Origin of the sequence: Streptomyces sp. CS113, from assembly GCF_002188365.1 — a bacterium.
In the GTDB taxonomy this organism is placed as follows: Bacteria; Actinomycetota; Actinomycetes; order Streptomycetales; family Streptomycetaceae; genus Streptomyces; species Streptomyces tendae.
The window spans coordinates 1,616,000-1,640,522 of sequence record NZ_KZ195574.1; the positions used below are offsets into that span (position 1 = coordinate 1,616,000).

At 71.5% G+C, this 24,523-nt stretch carries 21 protein-coding genes; 7 read left to right on the forward strand and 14 right to left on the reverse strand.

Translation table 11 applies throughout. The features are described 5' to 3' along the window. Window positions 1–17: 17 nt before the first annotated feature. Complete coding sequence (locus B9W62_RS06905; protein WP_087806194.1) at window positions 18–680, forward strand: hypothetical protein; 663 nt, start codon at window positions 18–20, stop codon at window positions 678–680. Here B9W62_RS06905 and B9W62_RS06910 read toward each other — a convergent pair. The 8 genes from B9W62_RS06910 to B9W62_RS06945 form a co-directional block, all read right to left on the reverse strand. Further along, window positions 671–2,224, reverse strand: a complete 1,554-nt coding sequence (locus B9W62_RS06910) for an NCS1 family nucleobase:cation symporter-1 (RefSeq protein WP_179235378.1) — start codon at window positions 2,222–2,224, stop codon at window positions 671–673. The genes B9W62_RS06905 and B9W62_RS06910 overlap by 10 nt on opposite strands. Window positions 2,225–2,333: 109 nt before the next feature. Further along, on the reverse strand, window positions 2,334–3,356 hold the full coding sequence (locus B9W62_RS06915; protein ID WP_087806198.1) for a TIGR03842 family LLM class F420-dependent oxidoreductase: 1,023 nt from the start codon (window positions 3,354–3,356) through the stop codon (window positions 2,334–2,336). A gap of 11 nt (window positions 3,357–3,367) precedes the next feature. Then, on the reverse strand, window positions 3,368–4,810 hold the full coding sequence (gene hydA / locus B9W62_RS06920) for a dihydropyrimidinase (protein ID WP_087806200.1): 1,443 nt from the start codon (window positions 4,808–4,810) through the stop codon (window positions 3,368–3,370). Between the two features lie 38 nt (window positions 4,811–4,848). Beyond that, the gene (locus B9W62_RS06925; RefSeq protein WP_087806202.1) at window positions 4,849–5,691 is read right to left on the reverse strand and encodes a nitrilase-related carbon-nitrogen hydrolase; all 843 of its coding nucleotides are present in this window, start codon (window positions 5,689–5,691) and stop codon (window positions 4,849–4,851) included. Between the two features lie 102 nt (window positions 5,692–5,793). Next, window positions 5,794–7,419 (reverse strand): PucR family transcriptional regulator, encoded by a 1,626-nt coding sequence (locus B9W62_RS06930; protein ID WP_087806204.1) that lies wholly within the window; start codon window positions 7,417–7,419, stop codon window positions 5,794–5,796. 64 nt (window positions 7,420–7,483) lie between these two features. Further along, window positions 7,484–8,767 (reverse strand): aspartate aminotransferase family protein, encoded by a 1,284-nt coding sequence (locus B9W62_RS06935; RefSeq protein ID WP_087806206.1) that lies wholly within the window; start codon window positions 8,765–8,767, stop codon window positions 7,484–7,486. Beyond that, entirely contained in the window at window positions 8,764–9,606 is an 843-nt protein-coding gene (locus tag B9W62_RS06940) for a nitrilase-related carbon-nitrogen hydrolase (protein WP_087806208.1), read from the reverse strand. Before B9W62_RS06940 ends, B9W62_RS06935 begins: the two co-directional genes overlap by 4 nt. Before the next feature lie 156 nt (window positions 9,607–9,762). Beyond that, window positions 9,763–10,014 carry a helix-turn-helix domain-containing protein gene (locus tag B9W62_RS06945; RefSeq protein ID WP_087806210.1) on the reverse strand — a complete coding sequence of 84 codons (252 nt, stop codon included), beginning with the start codon at window positions 10,012–10,014 and terminating at the stop codon, window positions 9,763–9,765. Window positions 10,015–10,111: 97 nt separating this feature from the next. Between B9W62_RS06945 and map the strand changes: the two genes are divergently transcribed. Both map and B9W62_RS06955 read left to right on the forward strand, forming a co-directional pair. Next, window positions 10,112–10,888, forward strand: coding sequence for a type I methionyl aminopeptidase (map, locus tag B9W62_RS06950; protein ID WP_087806211.1), 777 nt, complete (start codon window positions 10,112–10,114; stop codon window positions 10,886–10,888). A 151-nt stretch (window positions 10,889–11,039) separates the two neighbouring features. Then, window positions 11,040–13,568, forward strand: a complete 2,529-nt coding sequence (locus B9W62_RS06955) for an ATP-dependent Clp protease ATP-binding subunit (protein ID WP_087806213.1) — start codon at window positions 11,040–11,042, stop codon at window positions 13,566–13,568. Here B9W62_RS06955 and ggt read toward each other — a convergent pair whose 3' ends face one another. Then, window positions 13,569–15,380 (reverse strand): gamma-glutamyltransferase, encoded by a 1,812-nt coding sequence (gene ggt, locus B9W62_RS06960; protein ID WP_087806215.1) that lies wholly within the window; start codon window positions 15,378–15,380, stop codon window positions 13,569–13,571. Between the two features lie 426 nt (window positions 15,381–15,806). Here ggt and B9W62_RS06970 point away from each other — a divergent pair, with 426 nt between their 5' ends. Together B9W62_RS06970 and B9W62_RS06975 are read left to right on the forward strand one after the other, a co-directional pair. Beyond that, window positions 15,807–16,184, forward strand: a complete 378-nt coding sequence (locus B9W62_RS06970; protein WP_087806217.1) for a hypothetical protein — start codon at window positions 15,807–15,809, stop codon at window positions 16,182–16,184. Window positions 16,185–16,594: 410 nt separating this feature from the next. Then, a complete protein-coding gene (locus B9W62_RS06975) occupies window positions 16,595–17,320 on the forward strand; it encodes a glycoside hydrolase family 11 protein (protein ID WP_087806218.1) in 726 nt (241 codons plus the stop codon). A 94-nt stretch (window positions 17,321–17,414) separates the two neighbouring features. On the opposite strand, the gene B9W62_RS06980 is transcribed toward B9W62_RS06975, so the two are convergent. Then, window positions 17,415–18,572: an MFS transporter gene (locus B9W62_RS06980; RefSeq protein ID WP_256976212.1), complete on the reverse strand. Its 1,158-nt coding sequence runs from the start codon at window positions 18,570–18,572 to the stop codon at window positions 17,415–17,417. Window positions 18,573–18,693: 121 nt separating this feature from the next. Between B9W62_RS06980 and B9W62_RS06985 the strand changes: the two genes are divergently transcribed. Beyond that, window positions 18,694–19,152, forward strand: coding sequence for a winged helix-turn-helix transcriptional regulator (locus B9W62_RS06985; protein ID WP_087806222.1), 459 nt, complete (start codon window positions 18,694–18,696; stop codon window positions 19,150–19,152). Between the two features lie 145 nt (window positions 19,153–19,297). Here B9W62_RS06985 and B9W62_RS06990 read toward each other — a convergent pair whose 3' ends face one another. The 3 genes from B9W62_RS06990 to B9W62_RS07000 all read right to left on the reverse strand — a co-directional run bounded on the left by B9W62_RS06990 (window position 19,298) and on the right by B9W62_RS07000 (window position 23,583). Further along, the gene (locus B9W62_RS06990; protein WP_087806224.1) at window positions 19,298–20,011 is read right to left on the reverse strand and encodes a response regulator transcription factor; all 714 of its coding nucleotides are present in this window, start codon (window positions 20,009–20,011) and stop codon (window positions 19,298–19,300) included. Further along, on the reverse strand, window positions 20,008–21,255 hold the full coding sequence (locus tag B9W62_RS06995) for a sensor histidine kinase (RefSeq protein ID WP_087806226.1): 1,248 nt from the start codon (window positions 21,253–21,255) through the stop codon (window positions 20,008–20,010). Before B9W62_RS06995 ends, B9W62_RS06990 begins: the two co-directional genes overlap by 4 nt. 96 nt (window positions 21,256–21,351) lie before the next feature. Continuing rightward, window positions 21,352–23,583, reverse strand: a complete 2,232-nt coding sequence (locus B9W62_RS07000) for an MMPL family transporter (RefSeq protein ID WP_179235379.1) — start codon at window positions 23,581–23,583, stop codon at window positions 21,352–21,354. Window positions 23,584–23,956: 373 nt separating this feature from the next. Here B9W62_RS07000 and B9W62_RS07005 point away from each other — a divergent pair, with 373 nt between their 5' ends. Further along, entirely contained in the window at window positions 23,957–24,286 is a 330-nt protein-coding gene (locus B9W62_RS07005; protein WP_143665454.1) for a hypothetical protein, read from the forward strand. A 56-nt stretch (window positions 24,287–24,342) separates the two neighbouring features. On the opposite strand, the gene B9W62_RS07010 is transcribed toward B9W62_RS07005, so the two are convergent. Beyond that, the gene (locus B9W62_RS07010; RefSeq protein WP_256976213.1) at window positions 24,343–24,486 is read right to left on the reverse strand and encodes a hypothetical protein; all 144 of its coding nucleotides are present in this window, start codon (window positions 24,484–24,486) and stop codon (window positions 24,343–24,345) included. Window positions 24,487–24,523: the final 37 nt, after the last annotated feature.

A 24,523-nucleotide genomic window follows, 5' to 3' on the forward strand; every position in this document is an offset into this window, starting at 1 on the left:
CCCACGAGAAGTGCGCCGTGCGTTCTCTTCCTCTGCCGCTCGCCCTGACCGCCCGTCTGGCGCCGGTCGCCGTGCTCGCCACGGCGGGCTGGGCCATGTCGTCCGGGCCGGACACGTCACCGGCCGCGAAGGACGGGACGCCGCCCGACACCACGAACAGGTCGGCCTCCGCACCGGCGACCCAGGCGGCGACGAAGACCTACGCCGCCGCCCCGGCACCGTGCGGGGCCCTGGCCGGGAAGACGGTCACCTCGCTGGTGCCGGGTGCCAAGGCGGCCGGCAAGGAGATCCCGTCCACGGACACCGCGGTGCGCCGCACCTGTTCCTGGAACGCGCTCAAGGGCTACGACTACCGCTGGCTCGACGTCTCGTTCGAGGTGATGGAGACGGACGAGGCGGCGCAGAAGTCGTACAAGGAACGGGTCGCCGACCGCAGCGGCGGCGGCGCCGTCCCGGGCCTCGGCGACAGCGCCTACTCCGTCGTCAACCTCACCACCGAGGACAAGCAGCAGACCCGCGAGGGCACCGTACTGGTCCGCGCGGCCAACGCCCTGGTGATGATCACGTACAACGGCAGCGACTTCGAGTCGAAGAAGGCCCCCGGCACGACCGAGATCAACAAGGGTGCCATCAAGGCGGCCAAGGAGGCGGTGGCCGCCTTGCGGGACGGTCAGGGCTGACCGGTCCGGTAGCCGTCCGCCCCCGCAGCCGGCCGGGTCGCGGGGAGCAGCATCAGGGCCAGGTAGAGGACCAGGGACGTGCCCAGGCCCACCGCCCAGCCGTAGTCGGCCAGCGGTTCGAGGAAGGGTACGGGGCGGCCGTCGATCAGCGGGTGGAAGTCGGCGCCGCCGATGGCCAGGACGCCGCCGACGGCGAAGGCGAGCACCGCGCGCCAGTTCCAGCCGCCGCTGTACCAGTAGCGTCCGCCCCGGCGGTAGAGGTCGACGAGGTGCAGACGGGCGCGGCGCAGGATCCAGTAGTCGGCGATGAGGATGCCGGCCACCGTGCCGAGCAGTCCGCCGACCAGGCCGAGCCAGGTGAAGATGTAGCCCTGCGGGTCGGAGTACAGCTTCCAGGGGAAGATCAGCACCGCCAGGACGGACGTGATGAGCGCGCCCGCCCGGAAACTCACCTTGCGCGGGGCGACGTTGGAGAAGTCGAAGGCCGGTGAGACCAGGTTGGCCGCGATGTTCACGGACAGGGTCGCCACCAGGACGGTGACGAGGGCGAAGAGCAGGCCCACCACGTTGTCCGTCTTCGCGGCGAGCTTCACCGGGTCCCAGATCGGCTCCCCGTACACCGCCTGGCTGCCTGAGGTGACCATCACGGAGAGGAAGGCGAACAGGGTCATCGTCGTGGGAAGGCCGAGGGCCTGGCCGCGGGTCTGGGCCTTCTGGCTCTTCCCGTAGCGGGTGAAGTCCGGGATGTTGAGGGACAGCGTGGACCAGAAGCCGATCATGCCCATCAGGGACGGCCAGAACAGCTTCCAGAAGTCGCCGCCCCAGCCCAGCTTGGACGGCTGGTCGAAGAGCGGGCCGAAGCCGCCCGCCTTGTCGGCCATCCACCACAGCATCACGAAGGCGCCGACCAGGACGAAGGGCGCCGCCCAGTTCTCGAAGCGGCGGATGGTCTCCATGCCGCGGTAGATGATGGCGACCTGGAGCGCCCAGAAGATCGCGAACGACAGCCACATCGTCCAGGCGTGGCCGCCGAAGGTCCCCGCGTTCGTCCAGCCGTCGCCGATCAGCTTGCCGGCCAGGAAGTAGATCGCCTCGCCGCCGATCCAGGTCTGGATGCCGAACCAGCCGCAGGCCACCAACGCCCGTACGACGGCAGGCAGGTTGGCGCCCCGGATGCCGAAGGAGGCGCGGGCGAACACCGGGAAGGGGATGCCGTACCTGGGCCCGGCGTGCCCGGTGAGCAGCATCGGAGCGAGGACGATCAGGTTGGCCACGGCGATGGTGAACACCGCCTGCTTCCAGTCCATGCCGACCGCGATGAGACCGGAGGCGAGGGTCCAGGAGGCCGTGTTGTGGGCCATGCCGACCCACAGGGCGGAGAAGTTGTACGTGGTCCAGGTGCGCCCCTCGACGGGGACGGGCAGCAGGTCCTCGTTGGCGTAGGGACCGCTCGGCGGCGGGGAGCCCGGGGCGAGCTCCACGCGGCCGTCGGGGAGGGTGACTTGGGTGGTCGGCGGTATGGCCGTGGGCGCGGTGTCGGTCATGGGCAGGCCAATCATGGGCTGGGGAGGGAGAGGCCGTGCGGGCGGTGCCGAGGGGGGTGCGCGGGTGCGCCCTGGGCCCCTCTCCCGAGGGGGAGAGGGGAGGTCGAGGTCAGGCGTTGACGGCCGGGATGATCCGCGTGCCGTAGGTGTCGATCACGGCTTCCTGCGCGTCGTGCATGTCGTACAGCGCGAACTGGTCGACGCCGAGGGCGCGCAGGGCGGTCAGCTTCTCGATGTGCTTCTCGACCGGCCCGATCAGGCAGAACCGGTCGACGATCTCGTCCGGCACGAACTGGGTGTCGGGGTTGCCGCTGCGCCCGTGGTGGGCGTAGTCGTAGCCCTCGCGGGCCTTGATGTAGTCGGTGAGTTCGTCGGGCACGGCCCCGGTGTGGGCGCCGTACTTGGCCACCAGGTCGGCGACGTGGTTGCCGACCATGCCGCCGAACCAGCGGCACTGCTCGCGGGCGTGGGCGAGTGCCTCGGCGGAGTCGTCGGCGGTGACGTAGGCGGGGGCGGCGACGCAGACCGTCACCTCGGAGGGGTCGCGTCCGGCGGCCGCGGCGGCGTCCCGGACGGCCTTGACCATGTACTCGGTCAGGTAGAGGTCGGCGAGCTGGAGGATGAAGCCGTCGGCCTCCTCGCCGGTCATCTTCAGGGCCTTGGGGCCGTACGCGGCCATCCACACGGGGACTTCGGCGCCGGGCTTGATCCAGGGGAACCGGACCACGGTGCCGCCGCCGAGGTCGGCCTCCTCTCCCCTGCCCAGCGCGCGGATGACCTTGATGGCTTCGCTGATGCGGGCGAGGGTGTTGGGCTTGCGTCCCGCGACCCGCATCGCGGAGTCGCCGCGGCCGATGCCGCAGACGGTGCGGTTGCCGAACATGTCGTTGAGGGTGGCGAAGGTGGAGGCGGTCACCTCCCAGGTGCGGGTGCCCGGGTTGGTGACCATCGGGCCGATCTTCAGCGTGCTGGTGCGGGACAGGACCTGGCTGTAGATCACGAACGGTTCCTGCCACAGCACGGCGGAGTCGAAGGTCCAGCCGTGGCTGAAGCCGTTGCGCTCGGCCCGCTGCATCAGCTCCACGACGCGGAAGGCCGGCGGGTCGGTCTGCAGGACGAGTCCGAAGTCCATGGGCACCACTCCTAGTTCAGGTACTGACAGGTGGCGCGCGGGGTGTAGACGCCGTGGCCCTTGCGCCCGGTGTACTCCCGCTCGGTGACGACCGGTTCGCCGCGCGAGAGCACGGTCTCCACCCGGCCGGTGATCCGCCGCCCCTCGTACGCCGAGTAGTCGACGTTCATGTGGTGGGTCTCGGCGGAGATGACCTGCTCGGCGTGCGGGTCGTAGACGACGATGTCGGCGTCCGCGCCGGGCGCGATGGTGCCCTTCTTCGGGTACAGGCCGAACATCCGGGCCGGGGTGGCGCAGGCGATCTCGATCCAGCGGCGGCGGCTGATGTGCCCGTCGACGACGGCCTGGTGGAGCAGGTCCATGCGGTTCTCGACGCCCGGCATCCCGTTGGGGATCTTGGAGAAGTCGCCCCGGCCCAGCTCCTTCTGTCCGCTGAAGCAGAAGGGGCAGTGGTCGGTGGAGACCACCTGGAGGTCGTTGGTGCGCAGGCCCCGCCACAGCGCCGCCTGGTACTCCTGGGGCCTGAGCGGCGTGCTGCACACGTACTTGGCGCCCTCGAAGCCGGGCTCGGCGAGGTTGTCGGTGGACAGGAACAGGTACTGGGGGCAGGTCTCGCCGAAGACGGGGAGACCTTCGTCGCGGGCGCGGGTCAGCTCGGCGACCGCCTCCGTCGCGGAGACGTGCACGACGTACAGGGGCGCCCCGGCCACCTGCGCGAGCCTGATGGCGCGGTGGGTGGCCTCGGCCTCCAGGAGGGCCTTGCGGACCTCGCCGTGGAAACGCGGGTCGGTCTCCCCGCGGGCGAGGGCCTGCTCGACCAGCACGTCGATGGCGATGCCGTTCTCGGCGTGCATCATGATCAGGCCGCCGTTCTCGGCGGCGCGCTGCATGGCGCGCAGGATCTGGCCGTCGTCGGAGTAGAAGACTCCGGGGTAGGCCATGAACTGCTTGAAGGAGGTCACGCCCTCCTCCACCAGCAGGTCCATCTCCTTGAGCGTCTTCTCGTTGACGTCGGAGACGATCATGTGGAAGGCGTAGTCGATCGCGCAGTTGCCCTCGGCCTTGGCGTGCCAGGCGTCCAGGCCCGAGCGCAGCGAGCGGCCGACGCTCTGGATGGCGAAGTCGACGATGGTGGTCGTGCCGCCCCAGGCGGCGGCGCGGGTGCCGGTCTCGAAGGTGTCGGCGGCGTAGGTGCCGCCGAAGGGCATCTCCATGTGGGTGTGCCCGTCGACACCGCCCGGGATGACGTACTTCCCGCTCGCGTCGATCACCCTCCCCCACCCTTCGGGCGGGGGTGCCCCCATCTCGCTTCGCTCGGCCGTGAACGCCTCGGCCGCCGGGGTGCCGGTCGCGGCGAGCGCGGCGACCCGGCCGTCCTGGATCAGGACGTCGGCGTGGATCTCGTCGGACGCGGTGACGACGAGGCCACCGCGGATGACGGTACGGCTGCTCATGCTGCTGTTCCCTCCTGTCAGGGGCCCCGGCGGGCAGGTCAGGGCGCGGTCAGCGGGGAGTACGCGCCCGGCGCGCGGTCGCGGTAGAACTGCCAGCGGTCGCGGACCTCGCGCAGCTTGCCCAGGTCGAGGTCGCGGACGACGAGTTCGGTCTCCTTGTCGCTCGCGACCTCGCCGACGAACTGCGCCTCGGGGTCGACGAAGTAGGAGGTGCCGTAGAAGTCGTTGTCGCCCAGCTCCTCGACGCCGACCCGGTTGATGGCGCCGACGAAGTACTCGTTGGCGACGGCGGCCGCGGGCTGCTCCAGCTGCCACAGGTAGCCGGACAGGCCGCGGGAGGTGGCCGACGGGTTGAAGACGATCTCGGCGCCTTCGAGGCCCAGCGCCCGCCAGCCCTCGGGGAAGTGCCGGTCGTAGCAGATGTAGACGCCGACCTTGCCGACGGCGGTGTCGAAGACCGGCCAGCCGCTGTTGCCGGGGCGGAAGTAGAACTTCTCCCAGAAGCCGCGGACCTGGGGGATGTGCGTCTTGCGGTACTTGCCGAGGTAGGAGCCGTCGGCGTCGATGACGGCGGCGGTGTTGTAGAGGACGCCGGGCTGTTCCTCCTCGTACATGGGGAGCACCAGGACGATGCCGTGCTCGCGGGCGAGCCGCTGGAAGCGCTCCACGATCGGGCCGTCGGGGACGCTCTCGGCGTAGGCGTAGAACGCGGGGTCCTGGACCTGGCAGAAGTACGGTCCGTAGAACAGCTCCTGGAAGCACATGACCTGGGCGCCCTGGGCGGCGGCGTCGCGCACCGCCTGCTCGTGGACCTGGATCATCGATTCCTTGTCGCCCGTCCAGGCGGTCTGGAAGAGCGCGGCACGGATCACTCGGCTCATCTTCGGCCTCCACTCGCTCGGTGTACGGCGAGACTAGGGACGGCGGCCGGCCGGAATGAGTGGCACGGTGTCACGTCTGCGAGGGTCGGGCATTGCACGGTGTCACCCCTGTTGCGCGTCGTGGGCGAGGAGCGCGATGTGGACGGAGGCGGCCTGCTCGAAGTCGTCGAGGTCGACGCCGAGGCGGCCCTGTATGGCTTCCAGGCGCCGGTAGAGGGCGGGCCGGGAGACGTGGTGGAGCTGGGCGGTGCGGGACTTGTTGCGGCCGGTGGCGAGGTAGGTGCGCAGGACGGGCAGCAGGTCCTGGTCGGGGCCGCGCAGCAGTCCGTCCAGCTCGCGTTCGGCGAAGGACTGCACGTGCGGGTCGTCGCGCAGCAGCCGCACCAGGCCGCGCAGATGGATGTCGCGCAGCCGCACGACGGGCGGCGGGTCCAGCGCGGTCGCGGAGTCGGCGACGGCGTCGGCGACGTGCTGGGCCTCGCGCAGTCCGGCGGGGACGTCGCTCCAGTCGGCGCGGGCGTCCGCCGCCGCGACCACGGTGTGGGAGGCGTCCGGTTCCGCGCGCAGCCGGGTCGCGAAGTGGGCGGTGAGCGCCCGGGCGTCCTGGTCGGGGGCGAGGCTGAGCAGGACGGCCACGTGGTCGTCGGCGAGCCGGGCGGCGATGCCGGGCAGGCCGAGGCGCCGCAGCACCCGGGCGGGCCGGTCGGGCTCCCGCTCGCGGACGACGAGGGGGACGAAGACGCGCCGGTTGACGGGCAGTCCGGCGGCACGCGCCCGGGGCAGCAGCTGCCGCGCCGGTACGGCCCCGGTGACCAGGTCGGTGAGCAGGCTCCGCGCGGACTGCTCCTCCCACGAGTCCCACGCGTCCCGGGTGCCCGCGCCCACGCCTGCGTGGGTGCCGTCGCCGGCGAGCATGCGGTGCAGGACGAGGGCCTCGGCCGCGCGGTCGGCGAGCAGCCGTCCGGCGGCCCGGTCGCCGCCGTAGCCGCACAGCACCAGCCGGCCCCAGCGCTCCCCGCGGCAGCCCAGTTCGGCGCGGATCCAGCCGTCGGCGGACCCGGCACCGGCCTGGCGGGCGATGCGTTCCCAGTCCCGCAGCACGTCGTCGACGGCCGCCCGCTCCCCCGCCGTGGCGAGGACGCGGTGGGCGAGGTTGGTGACGACGACCGGGCAGCCCGCGTGCCGGGCCACCTCGTCGAGCAGGCGCTGCACCGGGGCACCCGCGGTGATCAGGCCGGTCAGCTCCGTGCGGACCGCCTCGGAGAGGCTGACGGCGGCGTACTTGCGCCGCAGCAGCCGGGACTGCACCTCCTCGGTGAGTTCGGCGAAGGGGAAGGGCCGGTGCAGCACGACCATGGGCAGCCCGCAGCGCTCGGCCGCCCTGCGCATCACCTCGGGCGGGGCGGGGAAGGCACGGCCGAGGCCGAGCACGACGGCCGCGGCCTCCGCACGGTCCAGGGAGCGGACGTACTCGCCCTGTTTGTCCTCGTCACCGGCGAGCAGCACGCCGGTGGTGAGGACCATCTCGCCGCCGCTGAGCATCACGCCGACGTCGGCGGCCTCGGCGACGTGCACCCAGCGCACCGGCCGGTCGAGCCGGTGGGCGCCGGCCACCACCTCGGGCTGTCCGGCCTGCACCCGTTCGAGGCCGAGGACCTGACGGACCGACAGGGCCGGTTCCCAGGGCTCCCGGGGCTGCCGGGCCGAGGTCTCCGGGGTGGTGGTCATGGCGGCGCCTCCTGGGCTCGGGACGCGGAACGCGGCGGTCGGGTGCGCGGCGCGGCGCGCGTTCTCAGAGGCTCCGCAGGGCGCGTTCGAGGATCGCGGCGCCCTCCTCGGCCTCCGCGACGGTGAGGGACATCGGCGGGGCGATGCGCAGGACGCTGGTGCTGTGGCCGCCGCCCTTGCCGACGAGCAGCCCGCCGGCGCGGGCCTCCTCCAGGACGGCGGACGCCGCCTCGGGGGCGGCCTCGTCGGTGCCCGGCCGGGTCAGCTCGACGCCGATCATCAGCCCGCGTCCGCGCACCTCCCGTACGTGCGGCACCTGGGCGGCGACGGCCCGCAGCCGTTCGATGAGCAGTCCGCCGACGCGCCGCGCGTTGCCCTGGAGATCGTGTTCCAGGAGGTGGTTGAGGTTGGCGAGACCGGCCGCCATGGTGAGTTGGGTGCCGCCGAAGGTGGAGATGCTGTTGGCGTCCAGGCAGTTCATGATCTCGGCGCGGGCGATGACACCGCCGATCGACGTGCCGTTGCCGATGCCCTTGGCGAAGGTGACGATGTCCGGCGGACCGCTCCTGCCGTGTGCCTGCCAGCCCCAGAAGTGCTCGCCGGTGCGCCCCCAGCCGGTCTGCACCTCGTCGGCGATCCACAGGATGCCGCGTTCGTGCAGCACCTCGCGGAAGGCGGCGTACAGGCCGTCCGGCGGGGAGGTGAAGCCGCCGACGCCCTGCACGGGTTCGGCGATCAGCGCGGCGGGGGCGCGGGTGTGGCCGAGGAGGTCCTTCAGGTCGTCGACGCAGGCGTCGATGAACTCCCGGTCGTCCAGGTGCGCGTAGGGGCCGCGGGTGCGGACGCCGCCGTGGACGTAGAGGGTCTGGAGCGGGGAGAGGGAGGTCGGGGACCAGCCGCGGTTGCCGGTGATGCCGACGGAGCTGAAGGAGCGGCCGTGGTAGCTGTTGCGCATGGCCAGGATCGTGTTGCTGCCCCGGTGGGCGGTGGCGAGCAGCAGGGCGGTGTCGTTGGCCTCGGTGCCGGAGGTGGTGAAGAAGACGCGGGCGTCGGGGATGCCGGACAGCTGGGCGACGCGTTCGGCGAGTTCGACCATCGGGCGGTTGAGGTAGAGGGTCGAGGAGTGGATGATCCGCCCGGCCTGCTCGGCGACGGCCTTGGTGACCTCGGGCAGGGCGTGCGCGGTCATCGTGGTGAGGATGCCGCCGAAGAAGTCGAGGTACTTGCGGCCCGCGGCGTCCCAGACGTGCCGGCCCTCGCCGTGGGTGATCTCCAGCGGGTCCTCGTAGTAGAGGGCGAGCCAGTCGGGCAGGACGGCGCGGTGGCGGGCGAAGAGGTCGCGGGTCACGGGCGCACCAGCCCCTCGTAGGCGTCGGGCCGGCGGTCGCGGTAGAAGGCCCACTGCTGCCGGACCTCGTCGATGAGGTCGAAGTCCAGGTCGCGGACGACCAGCTCCTCCTTGGTGTCGCTGGCCCGCTCGCCGACGAACTGCCCGCGCGGGTCCACGAAGTACGACGTGCCGTAGAAGTCGTTGTCGCCGTACTCCTCGACGCCGACGCGGTTGATGGCGGCGACGAAGTACTCGTTGGCGACGGCCGCGGCGGGCTGTTCGAGCTGCCACAGGTGGGCGGAGAGGCCGCGGTGGGTGGCGGACGGGTTGTACACCAGCTGGGCGCCGCCGAGGCCGAGTTGGCGCCAGCCCTCGGGGAAGTGCCGGTCGTAGCAGATGTAGACGCCGACCTTGCCGACGGCGGTGTCGAAGACGGGCCAGCCGAGATTGCCGGGGCGGAAGTAGAACTTCTCCCAGAAGCCCTTGACCTGCGGGATGTGGTGCTTGCGGTAGGTGCCGAGGACGGTGCCGTCGGCGTCGATCACGGCCGCGGTGTTGTAGTAGAAGCCGGACTGCTCGACCTCGAAGACGGGGACGACGAGCACCATGCCGGTCTCGCGGGCCAGCGCCTGCATGCGGCGGAGGGTGGGGCCGTCGGGCACCGGCTCGGCCCAGCGGTAGTGCTCGGGGTCCTGGACCTGGCAGAAGTAGGGCGCGTTGAAGACTTCCTGGAACCCAATGACCTGCGCGCCCCGCCGGGCGGCCTCGCGGGCGTGCTCCTCGTGTTTCGCCACCATGGACTCGGTGTCGCCGGTCCAGGTGGCCTGGACGAGAGCGGCACGTACGACGTTGGCCATGAGCTGCTCCTTCGACACGACGTCAGAGCCTCTACGCCCGTAGAGCAGGCCGTAGAGGGACGAACGTAAGCCTGGCCGCGGGGGCTTGCCAAGACCATCGTCGTCAAGGCGCGGTGTCGATCGTGTTTCGCACTCCTGTGGGTGAGTGCCGCCGCCTCAGGCCGGCACGGGCGCGCACCTGCCCACCAGCTCGTCCATGGACAGCCCCAGCGCGGCGGCCAGCGCGGCCACCGTGAAGAACGCCGGGGTGGGCGCCCGGCCGGTCTCGATCTTGCGCAGGGTCTCGGCGGAGATTCCGGCCTGGGCGGCCACCGCCGTCATGCTCCGCTCACCGCGGGCCGCGCGCAGCAGGCGCCCGAGCTGCTCGCCGCGCTCGCGCTCTTCGGGGGTCAGAGGGGTGCGTACCATGTCGTCATTCTAATACCGGCTTCCCGTACCGGTCCCCCTCGCGACCGACCCGCTGCCGCGGTGCGAACCCAATTCAAATACCGGTATAGTAATTGGCATGGTGGAACTGAAGACGGACACATCGATCGACGCCATGCACGCGGCCGGACAGGTCGTCGCGCGCGCCCTGACCGCCGCACGGCGGGCCGCGGACGTGGGCGTGTCCCTGCTGGAGCTGGACGCGGTGGCGCACGAGGTGCTGCGGGAGGCGGGCGCGGGCTCGCCCTTCCTCGGGTACCGGCCCTCCTTCGCGCCGACGCCCTTCCCGGGCGTCATCTGCGCGTCGGTGAACGACGCGATCGTGCACGGCATCCCGGACGGCTACCGGCTGCGCGACGGGGACCTGGTCTCCATCGACTGCGGCGCCCTCCTGGACGGCTGGGCGGGCGACTCGGCGCTCAGCTTCGTGGTGGGCACCCCGCGCCCGGCCGACGTCACACTGATCGAGACCGCCGAGCGGGCACTGGAGGCGGGCATCGGCGCGGCCGTCGTCGGCAACCGCATCGGCGACATCGCCCACGCCATCGGCACGGTGTGCCGGGCCGGCGGCTACGGGATCATGGAGGACTTCGGCGGCCACGGCATCGGCCGGCACATGCACGAGGACCCGGGCGTGCCCAACGAGGGCCGTCCCGGACGCGGGCTCCCGCTGCGGCACGGCATGGTCCTGGCCATCGAGCCCATGCTGACCGCCGGCGGCCGCGACGACTACCACGCGGCCCCCGACGGCTGGACCCTGCGCACCAACGACGGCTCCCGTGCGGCCCACGTGGAGCACACGGTGGCGATCACGGACAGCGGCCCGCGCGTCCTGACGTCGAGGGACGGCCTCTGAGGGACCGCGCGACCGGGGCGGGGGCCCTCCGCCCGCCCCGGTTCCCGGCATGCCCGCCGGAACAGAACGTGTCATGTTGGGCATGACCGCATGCCTGCCGGGTTACCCGGCCCCGGCACGTCGATCAGCGATGCAGCGGAGGTCGTACACGATGACCAGCGGCTACATGGGCCCGGAGGGCGATCCGTTCGCGGAGTTCCTGGCACGCTTCTTCGGCGGGCCCAGGCCCCGGCAGATCGACATCGGCCGGCTGCTCAGCCAGCCCGCGCGGGAGCTGGTGCGCGGCGCCGCCCAGTACGCCGCCGAGCACGGCAGCCGGGACCTGGACACCGAGCACCTGCTGCGGGCCGCGCTCTCCACCGAGCCGACCCGGGGGCTGCTCAGCCGGGCCGGTGCCGACCCCGACTCACTGGCCTCGCAGATCGACGAGCGGACCGGCCCGGTGCAGCACCCGCCGGGCGAGGTCCCGCCGCCCACGTCGCTCTCGCTCACCCCGGCCGTCAAACGCGCCCTGCTGGACGCGCACGAACTGGCCCGCTCCACCGGCACCGGGTACATCGGCCCGGAGCACGTGCTCAGCGCCCTGGCCGCCAACCCGGACTCGGCCGCCGGGCACATCCTGAACGCGGCCCGGTTCGCGCCCTCGAACCTGCCCACGGAGACGCCGGAGGCCGCGAAGGGCCGTACCGAGAGCGCGCGGACCACGAACACGCCGACCCTCGACAAGTACGGCCGCGACCTCACCGATCTGGCCCAGCAGGGCCGGATCGACCCGGTGATCGGGCGCGAGGAGGAGATCGAGCAGACCGTCGAGGTGCTCTCCCGGCGCGGCAAGAACAACCCCGTCCTGATCGGCGACGCCGGCGTCGGCAAGACCGCGATCGTGGAGGGACTCGCGCAGCGCATCACCGACGGCGACGTGCCCGACGTGCTGATCGGGCGCCGGGTGGTCGCCCTGGACCTGACCGGCGTGGTCGCGGGCACCCGCTACCGGGGTGACTTCGAGGAGCGGATGAACAACATCGTGGGCGAGATCCGCGCCCACTCCGACGAGCTGATCATCTTCATCGACGAGCTGCACACCGTCGTCGGCGCCGGCGGGGGCGGCGAGGGCGGGTCGATGGACGCCGGGAACATCCTCAAGCCGGCCCTGGCCCGCGGCGAGCTGCACATCGTGGGCGCCACGACGCTGGAGGAGTACCGCAGGATCGAGAAGGACGCGGCCCTCGCCCGCCGCTTCCAGCCGATCCTGGTGCCGGAGCCCACCACCGCCGACGCGATCGAGATCCTGCGCGGACTGCGCGACCGCTACGAGGCCCACCACCAGGTCCGCTACACCGACGAGGCGCTGGTCGCGGCCGTGGAGATGTCCGACCGCTACCTCACCGACCGGCGGCTGCCCGACAAGGCCATCGACCTGATCGACCAGGCGGGCGCCCGCGTGCGGCTGCGGGCGCGCACCAAGGGCACCGACGTGCGGGCCCTGGAGCGCGAGGTCGACCAGCTGGTGAGGGACAAGGACCAGGCGGTCGCGGACGAGCAGTACGAGCAGGCGACCCAGCTGCGGGACCGGATCGTCGGGCTGAAACAGCGCATCACCGAGGCCACCGGCGACGGCCAGGCCGACGAGGGCCTCGACCTGGTCGTGGACACCGAGTCCATCGCCGAGGTGGTGTCCCGGCAGACCGGCATCCCGGTCAGCAGCCTCACCCAGGAGGAGAAGGACCGCCTGCTGGGCCTGGAGTCCCACCTGCACGAGCGGGTCGTCGGCCAGGAAGAGGCCGTACGGGTCGTCTCCGACGCCGTGCTGCGCTCGCGCGCCGGGCTGTCCAGCCCCGACCGGCCCATCGGCAGCTTCCTCTTCCTCGGCCCGACCGGCGTCGGCAAGACCGAGCTGGCCCGGGCGCTGGCCGAGGCCCTGTTCGGCAGCGAGGACCGGATGGTCCGCCTCGACATGAGCGAGTACCAGGAGCGCCACACGGTCAGCCGGCTGGTCGGCGCGCCGCCCGGCTACGTCGGGCACGAGGAGGCCGGTCAGCTCACCGAGGTGGTGCGCCGGCACCCGTACTCGCTGCTGCTGCTCGACGAGGTGGAGAAGGCGCACCCGGACGTCTTCAACATCCTGCTCCAGGTCCTGGACGACGGGCGGCTGACCGACTCGCAGGGCCGGACGGTGGACTTCTCCAACACGGTCGTCGTGATGACCAGCAACCTGGGCTCCGACGTGATCACGCGGCGCGGCGCCGGGATCGGCTTCGGCTCGGGCGGCGCGGAGGCGGACGAGGAGGCCCGGCGCGAGCAGGTGCTGCGTCCGCTGCGGGAGCACTTCCGGCCCGAGTTCCTCAACCGCGTCGACGAGATCGTGGTGTTCCGCCAGCTCAGCGGCGAGCAGCTGCGGCAGATCACCAGCCTGCTCCTGGAGCAGACCCGCCGCATGGTGCGCGCGCAGGGCATCACCGTCGACTTCACCGACGCGGCCGTGGACTGGCTCGCCGAGCGCGGCTACCAGCCCGAGTACGGCGCCCGCCCGCTGCGCCGCACCATCCAGCGCGAGGTGGACAACGAGCTGTCCCGGCTGCTGCTCGACGGCCGGGTCGCCGAGGGCGGCCGGGTGACGGTCGACGTCGAGGACGGGCGGCTGGCGTTCCGCACGCCCGAGCGGCCCGTCCCCGAACTCTGACTACCTCTGCCGTACCGGTTCGACGACCATCGCGGAGCCGCCGCCGCGCCGTTCCTTCTCGGCGGCGGCCAGCCACTTGCCGTTCGCCAGTCGCTGTACGGCGGTCGCGGCGCCGATCTCGGGGTTGGGCTTGAAGGAGTGCCCGAGGGCCTCCAGTTCCGCCCGTACGCCGCTGTCGTAGAGCCCGGGTTCCAGCTCGGTCTGGGCGGCGTTGCGCTGGCTGGCGCGCGGCGCGGCGATCGCGTCGACGAGCGGGAGTCCGCGGTCGAGGAAGCCGGTGAGGGTCTGGAGCACGGTGGTGATGATGGTGGCGCCGCCGGGCGAGCCGAGGGCCACCACCGGCTTGTGGTGCCGGTCCAGGACGATCGTCGGGGCGATCGAGGAGCGGGGGCGCTTGCCGGGGCCGGGCAGGTTCGGGTCGTGCACGGCCGGGTTGGCGGGGGCGAAGGAGAAGTCCGTCAGCTCGTTGTTGAGCAGGAAGCCGCGCCCCGGCACGGTGATGCCGCTGCCGCCGGTCTGCTCGATGGTGAGCGTGTAGGCGACGACGTTGCCCCACTTGTCGGCCGTCGTGAGGTGCGTGGTGTTCTCGCCCTCGTAGGTCGTCGGCGCCGCCGTGCCGCCGCCGGCGCAGTCGGCCGGGTGCCTCGGGTCGCCGGGGGCGAGCGGGCTGGTGAGCACCGCGTCGTCCTTGATCAGGCACGCGCGCGAGTCGGCGTACCGCTGCGAGAGCAGTTCCTTCGCCGGTACGTCCTCGAAGGCGGGGTCGCCGACCCAGCGCCCGCGGTCGGCGAACGCGATGCGGCTGGCCTCGATGTAGCGGTGCAGGTAGCCGGCCTTGTCCGCGGTGGAGAGGTCGCTGCGTTCCAGGATGTTGAGGGCCTCGCCGACCGTGGTGCCGCCGGAGGAGGAGGGCGCGATGGAGTAGACGCCCAGGCCCCGGTAGGAAGTCCTCGTCGGTGCCTGGAGCTTGGCCTCGTAGGCCGCGAGGTCCTTGGCGGACAGGTCGCCGGGGCGGGCGTTCCAGCCGGATTCCGGGTCGACGGGCGGCTTGTTGACGGTGTCGACGATGTCCTCGCCGAGTTCGCCGTGGTAGATCGCGCCGACGCCCTCGCGGGCCAGCTCCCGGTAGGTGCGCGCCAGGTCGGGGTTCTTGAACGTGGAGCCCACGACGGGGAGTTCGCCGCCCGGCAGGAACAGCTCGGCGGTGTCCGGGAAGTAGCGGAACCGCTGCTCGTTGGAGGCGGTCTGGGAGCGGAAGGTCTCGTCGACGGTGAAACCGTGCCGGGCCAGGTGCTCGGCGGGCTTCAGCACGGAGGAGAGGCTGCGGCTGCCCCACCGGTCGAGGGCCGTCTGCCAGGTGGCGGGGGTGCCCGGGGTGCCGACGGCCAGACCGCTGGTGACGGCGTCGGCGAAGGCGAGCGGCTTGCCGTTCTCCGTGAAGAGCTTCTCGTCGGCGGTGAGCGGGGCGGTCTCGCGGCCGTCGATGGTGCGCACGGTGCGGGACTTGGCGTCGTAGTAGACGAAGTAGCCGCCGCCTCCCACTCCGGCGGAGTAGGGCTCGGTGACGCCGAGCGCGGCGGCGGTGGCCACGGCCGCGTCGACGGCGTTGCCGCCCTTGCGGAGCACCTCGATGCCGGCGGCGGAGGCGTCCCGGTCGACGCTGGAGACCGCGCCGCCGTACCCGACGGCGAGCGGGGTCTTGGGAGGCGCGGGCCTGCTCTGGGACGTGGGTGGCGCGGCCGCCCCCACCGACACCACCACGGCGGCCGAAACCGCCAGGACCGTCAGATTCCGCGCGACAGGGCGACGCATCCGCACCTCCAGGGAAAGGCCGTTCGGGCAGCTTAGTTGATCGTCATGCCCGCGTCAGGACCACCGGGGGCGTGTCGAGCGCGCGCTGCGCGCGTGCCGAGCGCGTACCGCGCGCCCGCACACCGCCGCCTCGGGACCGGCCGTCCACCGCTTCGACGTCTTCGCCACCCTTCCGACGGGGGCTGAGACCTGAAAGGTCCTCCGCGACTGCCGCCTCAAGGGCGACGGCGTCCACCACGCCATGCTCGGCATCGCCCCCCCCTGCCCAACCTCACCCCCGCCGGCCGACCGGAACCAAGGCCGGTCAACCGGCATGCCGTAGATCATTCACGGGGCAACGCTCAGTGCTGTGACCGGGAGGATCGGCCGTGACGGGGAGTGGTCTCGCGGGGCGGGCGCAGGCGAAGCGGCTGGTATTACTGGGGCATGCATGAAGAAATTGCCCGCTCCGCGATCGACACGTTCATCTCCGCGTTCAACGCCTCGGACGACAACTATGTGACCGGCCTGCTCTCCCAGGCTCTCACCTCAGACGTGGTCTTCTGGGGACCGTTGGGCCGCAGCGAGGGAATCGCGGAGGTCGAGCGGTTCGTGCTGGACATCCGGCGCCACCCGGCGGGGACCGGCACCATGGTGCGCTGCTCGGCGGTGGACATGCCTGACGAATGGGCTCGGTACCAGTGGGTCTTCACCACACCTGACGGAGGCCCCCGCCTGGCGGGAACGGACGTCGTCCATCTGCGACGGAGCCTCATCGACCAGGTCATCGTCTTCGCGGGTGACATCGAGCCGTCCACCGCCTGAGCCGTCCTTCCGTCGCCGTCCTTCTCGTTGATGGGCTCACGCATCCTCAGGCCATCGAAAGTTTCGCAGGCCGTACATGCGATTGCGTGCCGTGCCCCTCGCTCCTCATCTCGCCTCTCACGACGCTTCAGGCGAGAGGCGCCTTGACCAGCGGGTTAGTGTTCGCGAGGCCTTCCATCCATGATGGTGAAGTTTCCGAAAGTCAGTCGAAACTATTGACAGTGACATGGCGACTTGCGAAAGCTGTGGCCACTGAACGACAGGGCAGCCGTCGGCCCGTTCGCGTCATGTGGCCGGGCACGGCGACCGGTTGTCACGGCGTGACGACCGGGAGGCCCCCGCAGTGGTTCGTGCAAGGCAGCGGGCGGCAGAAGTCGCTCGCCCCCCACCCGCCTTCATCGGGAGCACGCATGCAGCAGGACGGCACACAGCAGGACCGGACCAGGCAGAATCCCGCCCCCGTCAACGGAATCGGCCGACGAGGCTTCCTCGGTGGCGTCGGCACCCTCGCGCTCGCTACCGCGTCCGGGCTGCTGCTGCCCGGCACCGCGAGCGCCGCCACCACCATCACCACCAACCAGACCGGCACCGACGGCATGTACTACTCGTTCTGGACCGACGGCGGCGGCTCCGTTTCCATGACGCTCAACGGCGGCGGCAGCTACAGCACCCGGTGGACCAACTGCGGCAACTTCGTCGCCGGCAAGGGCTGGAGCACCGGCGGACGCAGGACGGTCCGCTACAACGGCTACTTCAACCCGTCGGGCAACGGCTACGGCTGCCTCTACGGCTGGACCTCGAACCCGCTGGTGGAGTACTACATCGTCGACAACTGGGGCAGCTACCGGCCCACCGGTACGTACAAGGGCACCGTCTCCAGCGACGGCGGCACCTACGACATCTACCAGACGACCCGGTACAACGCCCCCTCCGTGGAAGGCACCAAGACCTTCCAGCAGTACTGGAGCGTCCGGCAGTCGAAGGTGACCAGCGGCTCCGGCGTCATCACCACCGGCAACCACTTCGACGCCTGGGCACGCGCGGGCATGAACATGGGTCAGTTCAAGTACTACATGATCATGGCCACCGAGGGCTATCAGAGCAGTGGCAGCTCGAACATCACGGTCAGCGGCTGATCTCTGTCCGCTGGACGGCGGGTTGCGGGCCCCGTCTACTGGGCGGGGCCCGCAACCGTCGCCGACTGCGCACCGACGGCGAGGACTTGGGTACTCAGACGCTGTTGGCGACGCTCTCGTCTCGTCGCGTGTCGGCGGCCGCCTGCCGGTCGACGGCCCAGGCAAGGAGTGCGCAGAGGGCGAAGGCGGCGCCGAGCAGGCTGGATCCAGCCCAGCCCGCGGCCGAGTACACCGCGGTGGTGCTGGTTGCTCCGACGGCAGAGCCGAGGGAGTAGAAGATCATGTTGCCGCCGATGACACTGCTGGTCTGCTGTGAGTATGCGGTCGTGAGCAGGTGTTGGTTGCTGACGTGTACTGCCTGAACCGCGAAGTCGAGAACGATCACGCCGACAACGACCGGCCAGAGCGACCAGGACGCTTGTCCGGTCGCCAGCCATGAGGCGGCCAGGAGCGCGAGCGCGCCGCCGGTGACGGCGCTGGCGCGGCCCGCGTCGGCCCCCTGCCCGGCTCGGGAGGCGCCCAGCGCCCCGGCGAGTCCGGCGACCCCGAAGAGACCGATCTGGGCCGTGTTCAGCTGCCATGGTTCGGCTGCGAGCGGCAGGGCCAGGCCGCTCCACAGCGTGCCGAAGGAAGCGAACAGGAAGAACGTGATCAGTCCGCGCGAAACGAACAGGCGCTCGCGGAACAGGCGCCCCAGCGAGATCAGCACCGCGCCGTACGTGGTCTGGCCGTCGCGCGGGTCGGACGGCAGGAGCCTCAGCACGGAGCCGGAGAGCGCGAGGAGGAGCACGGCGAGTACCACGTAGACGCTTCGCCAGCCCCAGAGGGCGGCGAGACCGCCGGCGAGCAGGCGCGCTCCGAGAATGCCGATGACGACACCTGAGGTCACGGCGCCGAGCGTGCGGCCGCGTTCCGCCGCCGTGGACAGGTCGGCGGCGAAGGCGACCGTGGTCTGAACGACGACCGCGAACAGACCGGCGAGGGCCACCCCGGCAAGCAGGAGCCACGGCTGGGCGGCGACCGCCGCCAGAGTCATGCCGACCGCGGCGAGGAGAAGGTGTCCGGCGATGAGCGTGCGCCGGTCGCACATGTCCCCCAGAGGGACGAGAAGGGCCAAACCGATCAGGTAGCCGAGCTGCCCCGTGGTGACGATCCAGCCCAGGTCGGCTTCCGGCAGGCCCAGGTCACCGCCGATCTGGGCCAGTACGGGCTGCGCCGCATAGATCGTCGCGACCGCGACCGCGCAGATCACGGCAAGCAGCGTCCTACGGCCAGACGTGAGACCCACCGACCCACCCCCAATGAGTAGCACTTTGCAACCAAAATGAAGGTACGGCAGACTGGTCTCGATTCGCAACTCTTCAGGAGGAGTCATGGCTCGCACCACGCCCAGTGCCGAGGGAATGTCCTGGACCGACGCCTCCTGCCCCGTCGCGCGCACGCTCGACCTGGTCGGAGACCGTTGGAGCCTGCTGGTCGTTCGCGACGCGATGGACGGTGCGCGAGCGTTCACCGACTTCCAGCACCGCACCGGTATCGCGCGGAACATCCTCACCGACCGCCTGCACCGCTTGGTCGAACGAGGAATCCTCGAGCGGCAGACCGCCCCGACGGGGCGGCGACAGCACTACGTCCTCACGGAGGCGGGCCGAGACCTCTTCGCCGTCATCGTGGCCGCACGCCAGTGGGGCGAGCGGCACGCCTTCGCACCATCCGAAGCCCACTCGGTTCTCGTGGACGAAAGCGGTCTCCCGCTCCCCGAGCTCCGTCCTACCGACGCGCACGGCAGGCCCGTGGACGTCGATACGACCTCTGTGCTGCACGAGCGCTGACCGCAGGGGAGCCCTTGTGGCTCTCCCGGCGGGTGGCGACATCGCGGACCCGCACCACCGCCGTCGGTGCCGGGGCGGCTGTCGTGCGACGGCCTTCCGGCCCGCAGTGGTCCGGCGCCGACGTTCCGTCAGCCGGGAATCCCCATCAGGGTGTGGGGGAGCTCCTGTGCCCCGGCGGGGCCCCGTTGTCCCCTCCCGCCCGCACCAGCCCCGACTGATACGCGATGACGACGAGCTGTGCCCGGTCGCGGGCGTTGAGTTTCGTCATCGCGCGGTGGATGTGCGTCCGTACCGTCAGCGGGCTGACCACCAGCAACTCGGCGATCTCCGCGTTGGACCCGCCCTCGGCCGCCAGCGCCATCACTTCCCGTTCCCTTCCGGTGAGGTCGGCGAGTCGTTCCGGGGGCACCAGATGGGTGCCGGGGGCCGGGGAGGTGAGGAAGCGGGAGATCAGGGTGCGGGTGGCGTTGGGGGAGAGCAGCGCCTCCCCGGAGGCCACCGTACGGATGCCGGCCAGCAGGGCGTCCGCGGTGACGTCCTTGCCGAGGAAGCCGCTGGCCCCGGCCCGCAGTGCCTGAGCGACGTAGTCCTCGGTCTCGAAGGTGGTCAGGATCAGCACCCGGGTGGCCGCCAGCTCCGGATCGGCGCAGATTCCCGCGGTGCCGGACAGACCGTCCGTCCCGGGCATGCGGATGTCCATGAGCACGACGTCGGGGTGGTGGGTACGGGCCAGTTCCAGCGCCTCCGCGCCGTCGGACGCCTCCCCCACGACCTCCAGGTCCGGGCAGGAGTCGATCAGGATACGGAACGTGGCCCGCAGCAGGGCCTGGTCGTCCGCGAGCAGCACCTTCACGGTCATGGAGACTCTCCTTCGACGGCGGCGGACGGTTGCAGCGGCAGCGCGGTGGTGACCTCGAAGCCGCCCTCGGGGCGGGGGCCCGCGCACAGGTCGCCGCCGATGGACTGGGCGCGCTCCCGCATGCCCCGCAACCCGAAACCGCCGGACGCCGCGTTGTCGGCGGTGGCGGTGGCGGTGGCCGGGCCGTCATTGCTGACGGTGATGAGCAGCCGGGAGCCGGCGTAGGTGAAGCCGACGCGGGCGGCACGTTCGGGGGCATGCTTGGCGACGTTGGTGAGGGCTTCCTGCACGATCCGGTACGCGGTCAGGTCCACGCCCGGCGTCAGCGGGCGGCGCACACCCGACTGGTGGACGACGACTTCCAGACCCGCCGAGCGGTAGGAGTCGATCAGCTCGGGAAGGCGGGCGAGCCCCGGCGCCGGTTCCAGGCCCTCGCCCTCGGGCCGGTCGTCCTGGCGCAGCAGGCCCAGGGTGGCCTTGAGCTCGCGCAACGCCGCGGAGGTGGTGCCGGTGAGGTCGTCGAGGATCTTCCGGCCTTGCTCGGGGTTGCTGCGCGAGAGGTGGGCGGCGGTGCCGGCCTGGGCGTTGGCGAGGGCCAGGTGGTGGGCCACGACGTCGTGCAACTCGCGGGCGATGCGCATGCGCTCCTCGGTCACCCGCAGCCGGGCCTCCTCCTCCCGGGTGCGTTCGGCGTGCTCGGCGCGGGACTTGACCGCTTCCAGGTAGTCGCCGCGCAGCCGGGCCAGGCTGCCGCCGACGAGCGGCAGGGCCATCCAGAACACCGGGCCGATCACGGTCAGGACGGGAGAGAGGTCGCGCATGCCGTCGGAGAACAGGTTCACGGTCAGCAGGGCCACCGTGGCGACGAGCGCGTACCGGCGGACGGTCCGGCGGTCGCACAGGACGGCCAGCCAGTACATCGCGGCGAGCAGCGGGGCCAGCAGCATCGGGGTGAGCAGGTAACCGCGCGCGATCGCGGCGATGGTGACACCGGCGACCACGACCACGACCGTGCGGGTGTGCGTGCGGTACTTCAGCAGGACGAAGCAGGACAGGCCGAGCAGGACCTCCAGCGACTTCCCCGTGTCCGGGCGGTCGACGCCGGGGAGGCTGAGCTGGGTGCCGAAGAAGGCGCAGCCGATGAGGGCCAGCACCATCGTCACGTCCACGAAGCGGGGAAAGTGCGAGAAGCGCGACGCGTACTGTTCCACGCGCTCGGTGTAGCGCTCCAGGCTGCTGTTCATGGTGGGCTCTCTCGGTGAGGGTCTGGCACCAATGGTGAACGATGCGAAACCGCCCGGATCGCGGGGACGACGCCGGGCGGCTCCTGCGCACCAGGGTCAGGTGCGGGCGAGGTCCTTCTCGGCCGGCTCCGCCTCGGGGCCGGTCGGGCGGGTCAGGGCCTCGCCCTCCACGTCGACCCGGGGCAGGATCCGGTCCAGCCACTTCGGCAGCCACCAGGCCCGCTCGCCGAGCAGGGCGAGGACGGCCGGGACGATCGCCATCCGGACCACGAAGGCGTCGAGCAGGACGGCCGAGGCGAGGCCGAAGCCGATCATCTTGATCATGGCGTCGCTGTCCCCGATGAACCCGGAGAACACCGCGATCATGATCAGCGCGGCGGCCACGACGACCCGGGCGCTGTGCTGGAAGCCGGAGGTCACGGCCTGGGCGGGCCGCTCGCCGTGGACGTACGCCTCGCGCATCCGCGAGACCAGGAAGACCTCGTAGTCCATCGCGAGGCCGAAGACGATACCGACCAGGAAGATCGGCATCAGGCTCATGATGGGACCGGTGGTCTCCACGCCCAGCAGATCGGCGCCGTGGCCCTGCTGGAAGACCACGACCACCGCGCCGAGCGAGGCGAGCACCGAGAGCAGGAAGCCGGCGGCCGCCTTCAGCGGGATGAGGATCGAGCGGAAGACCACCAGCAGCAGGATCACGGCGAGCCCGACCACCACGAGCAGGTACGGCACCAGGGCGGACTGCACCTTCTCGGAGACGTCGATGTTCATCGCGGTAGTGCCGGTGACCTCGAAGGTCGCCCCGGCCTCGGACTCGATGCCGGGCCGGTCGCCGCGGATGGTGTTGACCAGGTCCTTGGTCTCCTGGCCGGTCGGCGCGGTGGTGGGGACGACGGAGAAGACGGCCGTGTCACCGGATTCGTTGAACTGCGCCGGGGAGACCGACACCACGCCCTCGGTGCCGCCGATCCGCTCGGAAACGGTCTCGGCCGCGGCCTTCGGGTCGTCGGCGTCCCTGGCGTCCACGACCACGGTCAACGGCCCGTTGAAGCCGGGCCCGAAGCCCTCGGCGAGCGCGTCGTAGGCCCGCCGCTGGGTGGTCTGCGTGGACTTGGCCTCATCGCCGGGCATACCGAGCTGAAGGTCGGTCATCGGCAGCGCCAGGGCGCCGAGGCCCGCGACGGCCGCGAGCAGCACGGGCAGCGGGCGGCGCAGCACGAAACTCGCCCAGCGGGTGCCGCCGTTGACCTTGCGCGTCTCCCGCGGCGTACCGCCCGCTCGGCGGGCCTTGCGGTCCTTGCGGTCCTTGCGGTCCTTGCGGGTCAGGATGGCGTCGGGCCAGAAACCGAGGAGGGCCGGGACCAGGGTCAGCGCGATGAGCACGCCGACGACGACCGCGCCCGCCGCGCCCAGACCCATCTCCGTCAGCATCGGGATACCGACGACGGAGAGGCCGGCGAGCGCGATCACGACGGTGAGCCCGGCGAAGACCACGGCGGAGCCCGCGGTGCCGGTGGCGAGGGCGACGGCCTCCTGGGCGGTCCGCCCCTTGGCGCGCTCCTCGCGGTAGCGGGAGACGATGAACAGGGCGTAGTCGATGCCGACGGCCAGGCCCAGCATGATCGCCACGGTGCTGGTGGTGTCGGCCAGGCCCAGCGGACCGGCCAGGGCCGTGATGGCGAACAGGCTGATGCCGACGCCGATGAGCGCGGTGAGCAGCGGGAGTCCGGCGGCGGCCAGTGAACCGAAGGTGATCAGCAGGACGACGGCGGCGACGGAGACGCCGATCGCCTCGGCGGTGCCGCTGGGTCCGCCCATGTCCTCCATGGCGTCGCCGCCTGCCTCGACGGTGAGCCCGGAGTCACGGGCGTGCTCGAGCGACTCGTCCAGATGGCCGCGGCTGGCGTCGGTGAGGCCGGCGGCGTCGACCTTGTAGGTCACGGTCGTGTACGCGGTGGAGCCGTCCTCGCTGACCGCGCCGGACTCGTACGGATCGACGGTGCTCGCGACCTGCGTGCCGTCCGCGAGTTCGGCTATCGCCGCCTCGACGGCCTTCTTGTTCTCGGCGGCGGTGACCTTCTCTCCGTTCGGCGAGACGAAGACGACGCGGGCGGTGGCGCCGTCGGCGGCGGCGCCGGGGAACCGCTCCTCCATCAGGTCGAAGGCTTCCTGCGACTCGATCCCCGGCATGGAGAAGGGTTCCTCCTCCGCCTCCGGCGCGGTCATGCCGGCGAGTCCTACGGCGGCCAGCACGGCGGCCCAGACAAGGGCGACGGTCCAGCGTCGCCTGAAGGCCAAGCGGCCCATTCGATACAGAAAAGCAGCCACGGGGAGGTCTCCACATCCGGGTCTCGAAGGTGCCTCCAGCCTCCTGAAGAGGGGGGTGTCCTGTCGTCGTCCCGCTGCCGACACTGCGCGGTACTGAATCCGCAGTACTACGCCCTCCGCGGGTCCCACCCGGGGACGAGAGCGGGTCGGCCTCAGGTCGCGCGGCGAGCCACACGGCACCGGCCCGGGCATCCTCCACCGCGTCGTCGAGCGCACGATCGCCTGGCTCCACGGCTTCGGCGGCATCCGCGGCCTGCGCGTCCCGCTGGGAACGACACGACGACATCCACGAAGCGTTCCTCGGCATCGCCGTCTGCCCGATCACCCACCGCCACGTCCAACGGCTTCGCCAGGACCTCTTAGGGTGAGCGCCATGTCCGTGAACATACGCATCGAGTTGGACGTCAGCGGCCTTTCCTCACGCGAGCAGGCCGACGAGGCGAGGCGAGCAGTGCAGGGCGTCGTCGACGACGACGGCCTTCAGCACGAAGTGTCGGTCTCGACGTCGGAACGTGCCGGGAGATTCGTGGTGTTGGGGCGGACGGGACGTTTCCCGGTCGTCATCTCGGGCGTCTCCCGTTGGGAGCCGGAGTTCCGGGCGCGGGTCGAGGCGGCCGTGGAGAAGGTGACGGTGTCGGCGAAGGTACGGCTGTTCTGCACCGACGTCGACCTGGAGCGGGCCTTGGAGGAGGGCACGCTCTGAGGAGCCGCCGCCGCGAGGCAGGACCTTCCTCTTCTCCCCACCGGCCGGCCGAGGAACTACTCCTTCAGGTGCTGCGGGATCCCGTCCGCCACGAAGGACCGCGCCATCGGAGACGCCGAGGCGCCGGCCGCGCGGCAGAACCCGTCCCAGTCACCCACGCTCCCCTGGTCGCCGAGATACGTGCGGAACAGCTCGAACACCGAGGCCCGCCCCTGCCGGACCGAGTGACCGTGTGCG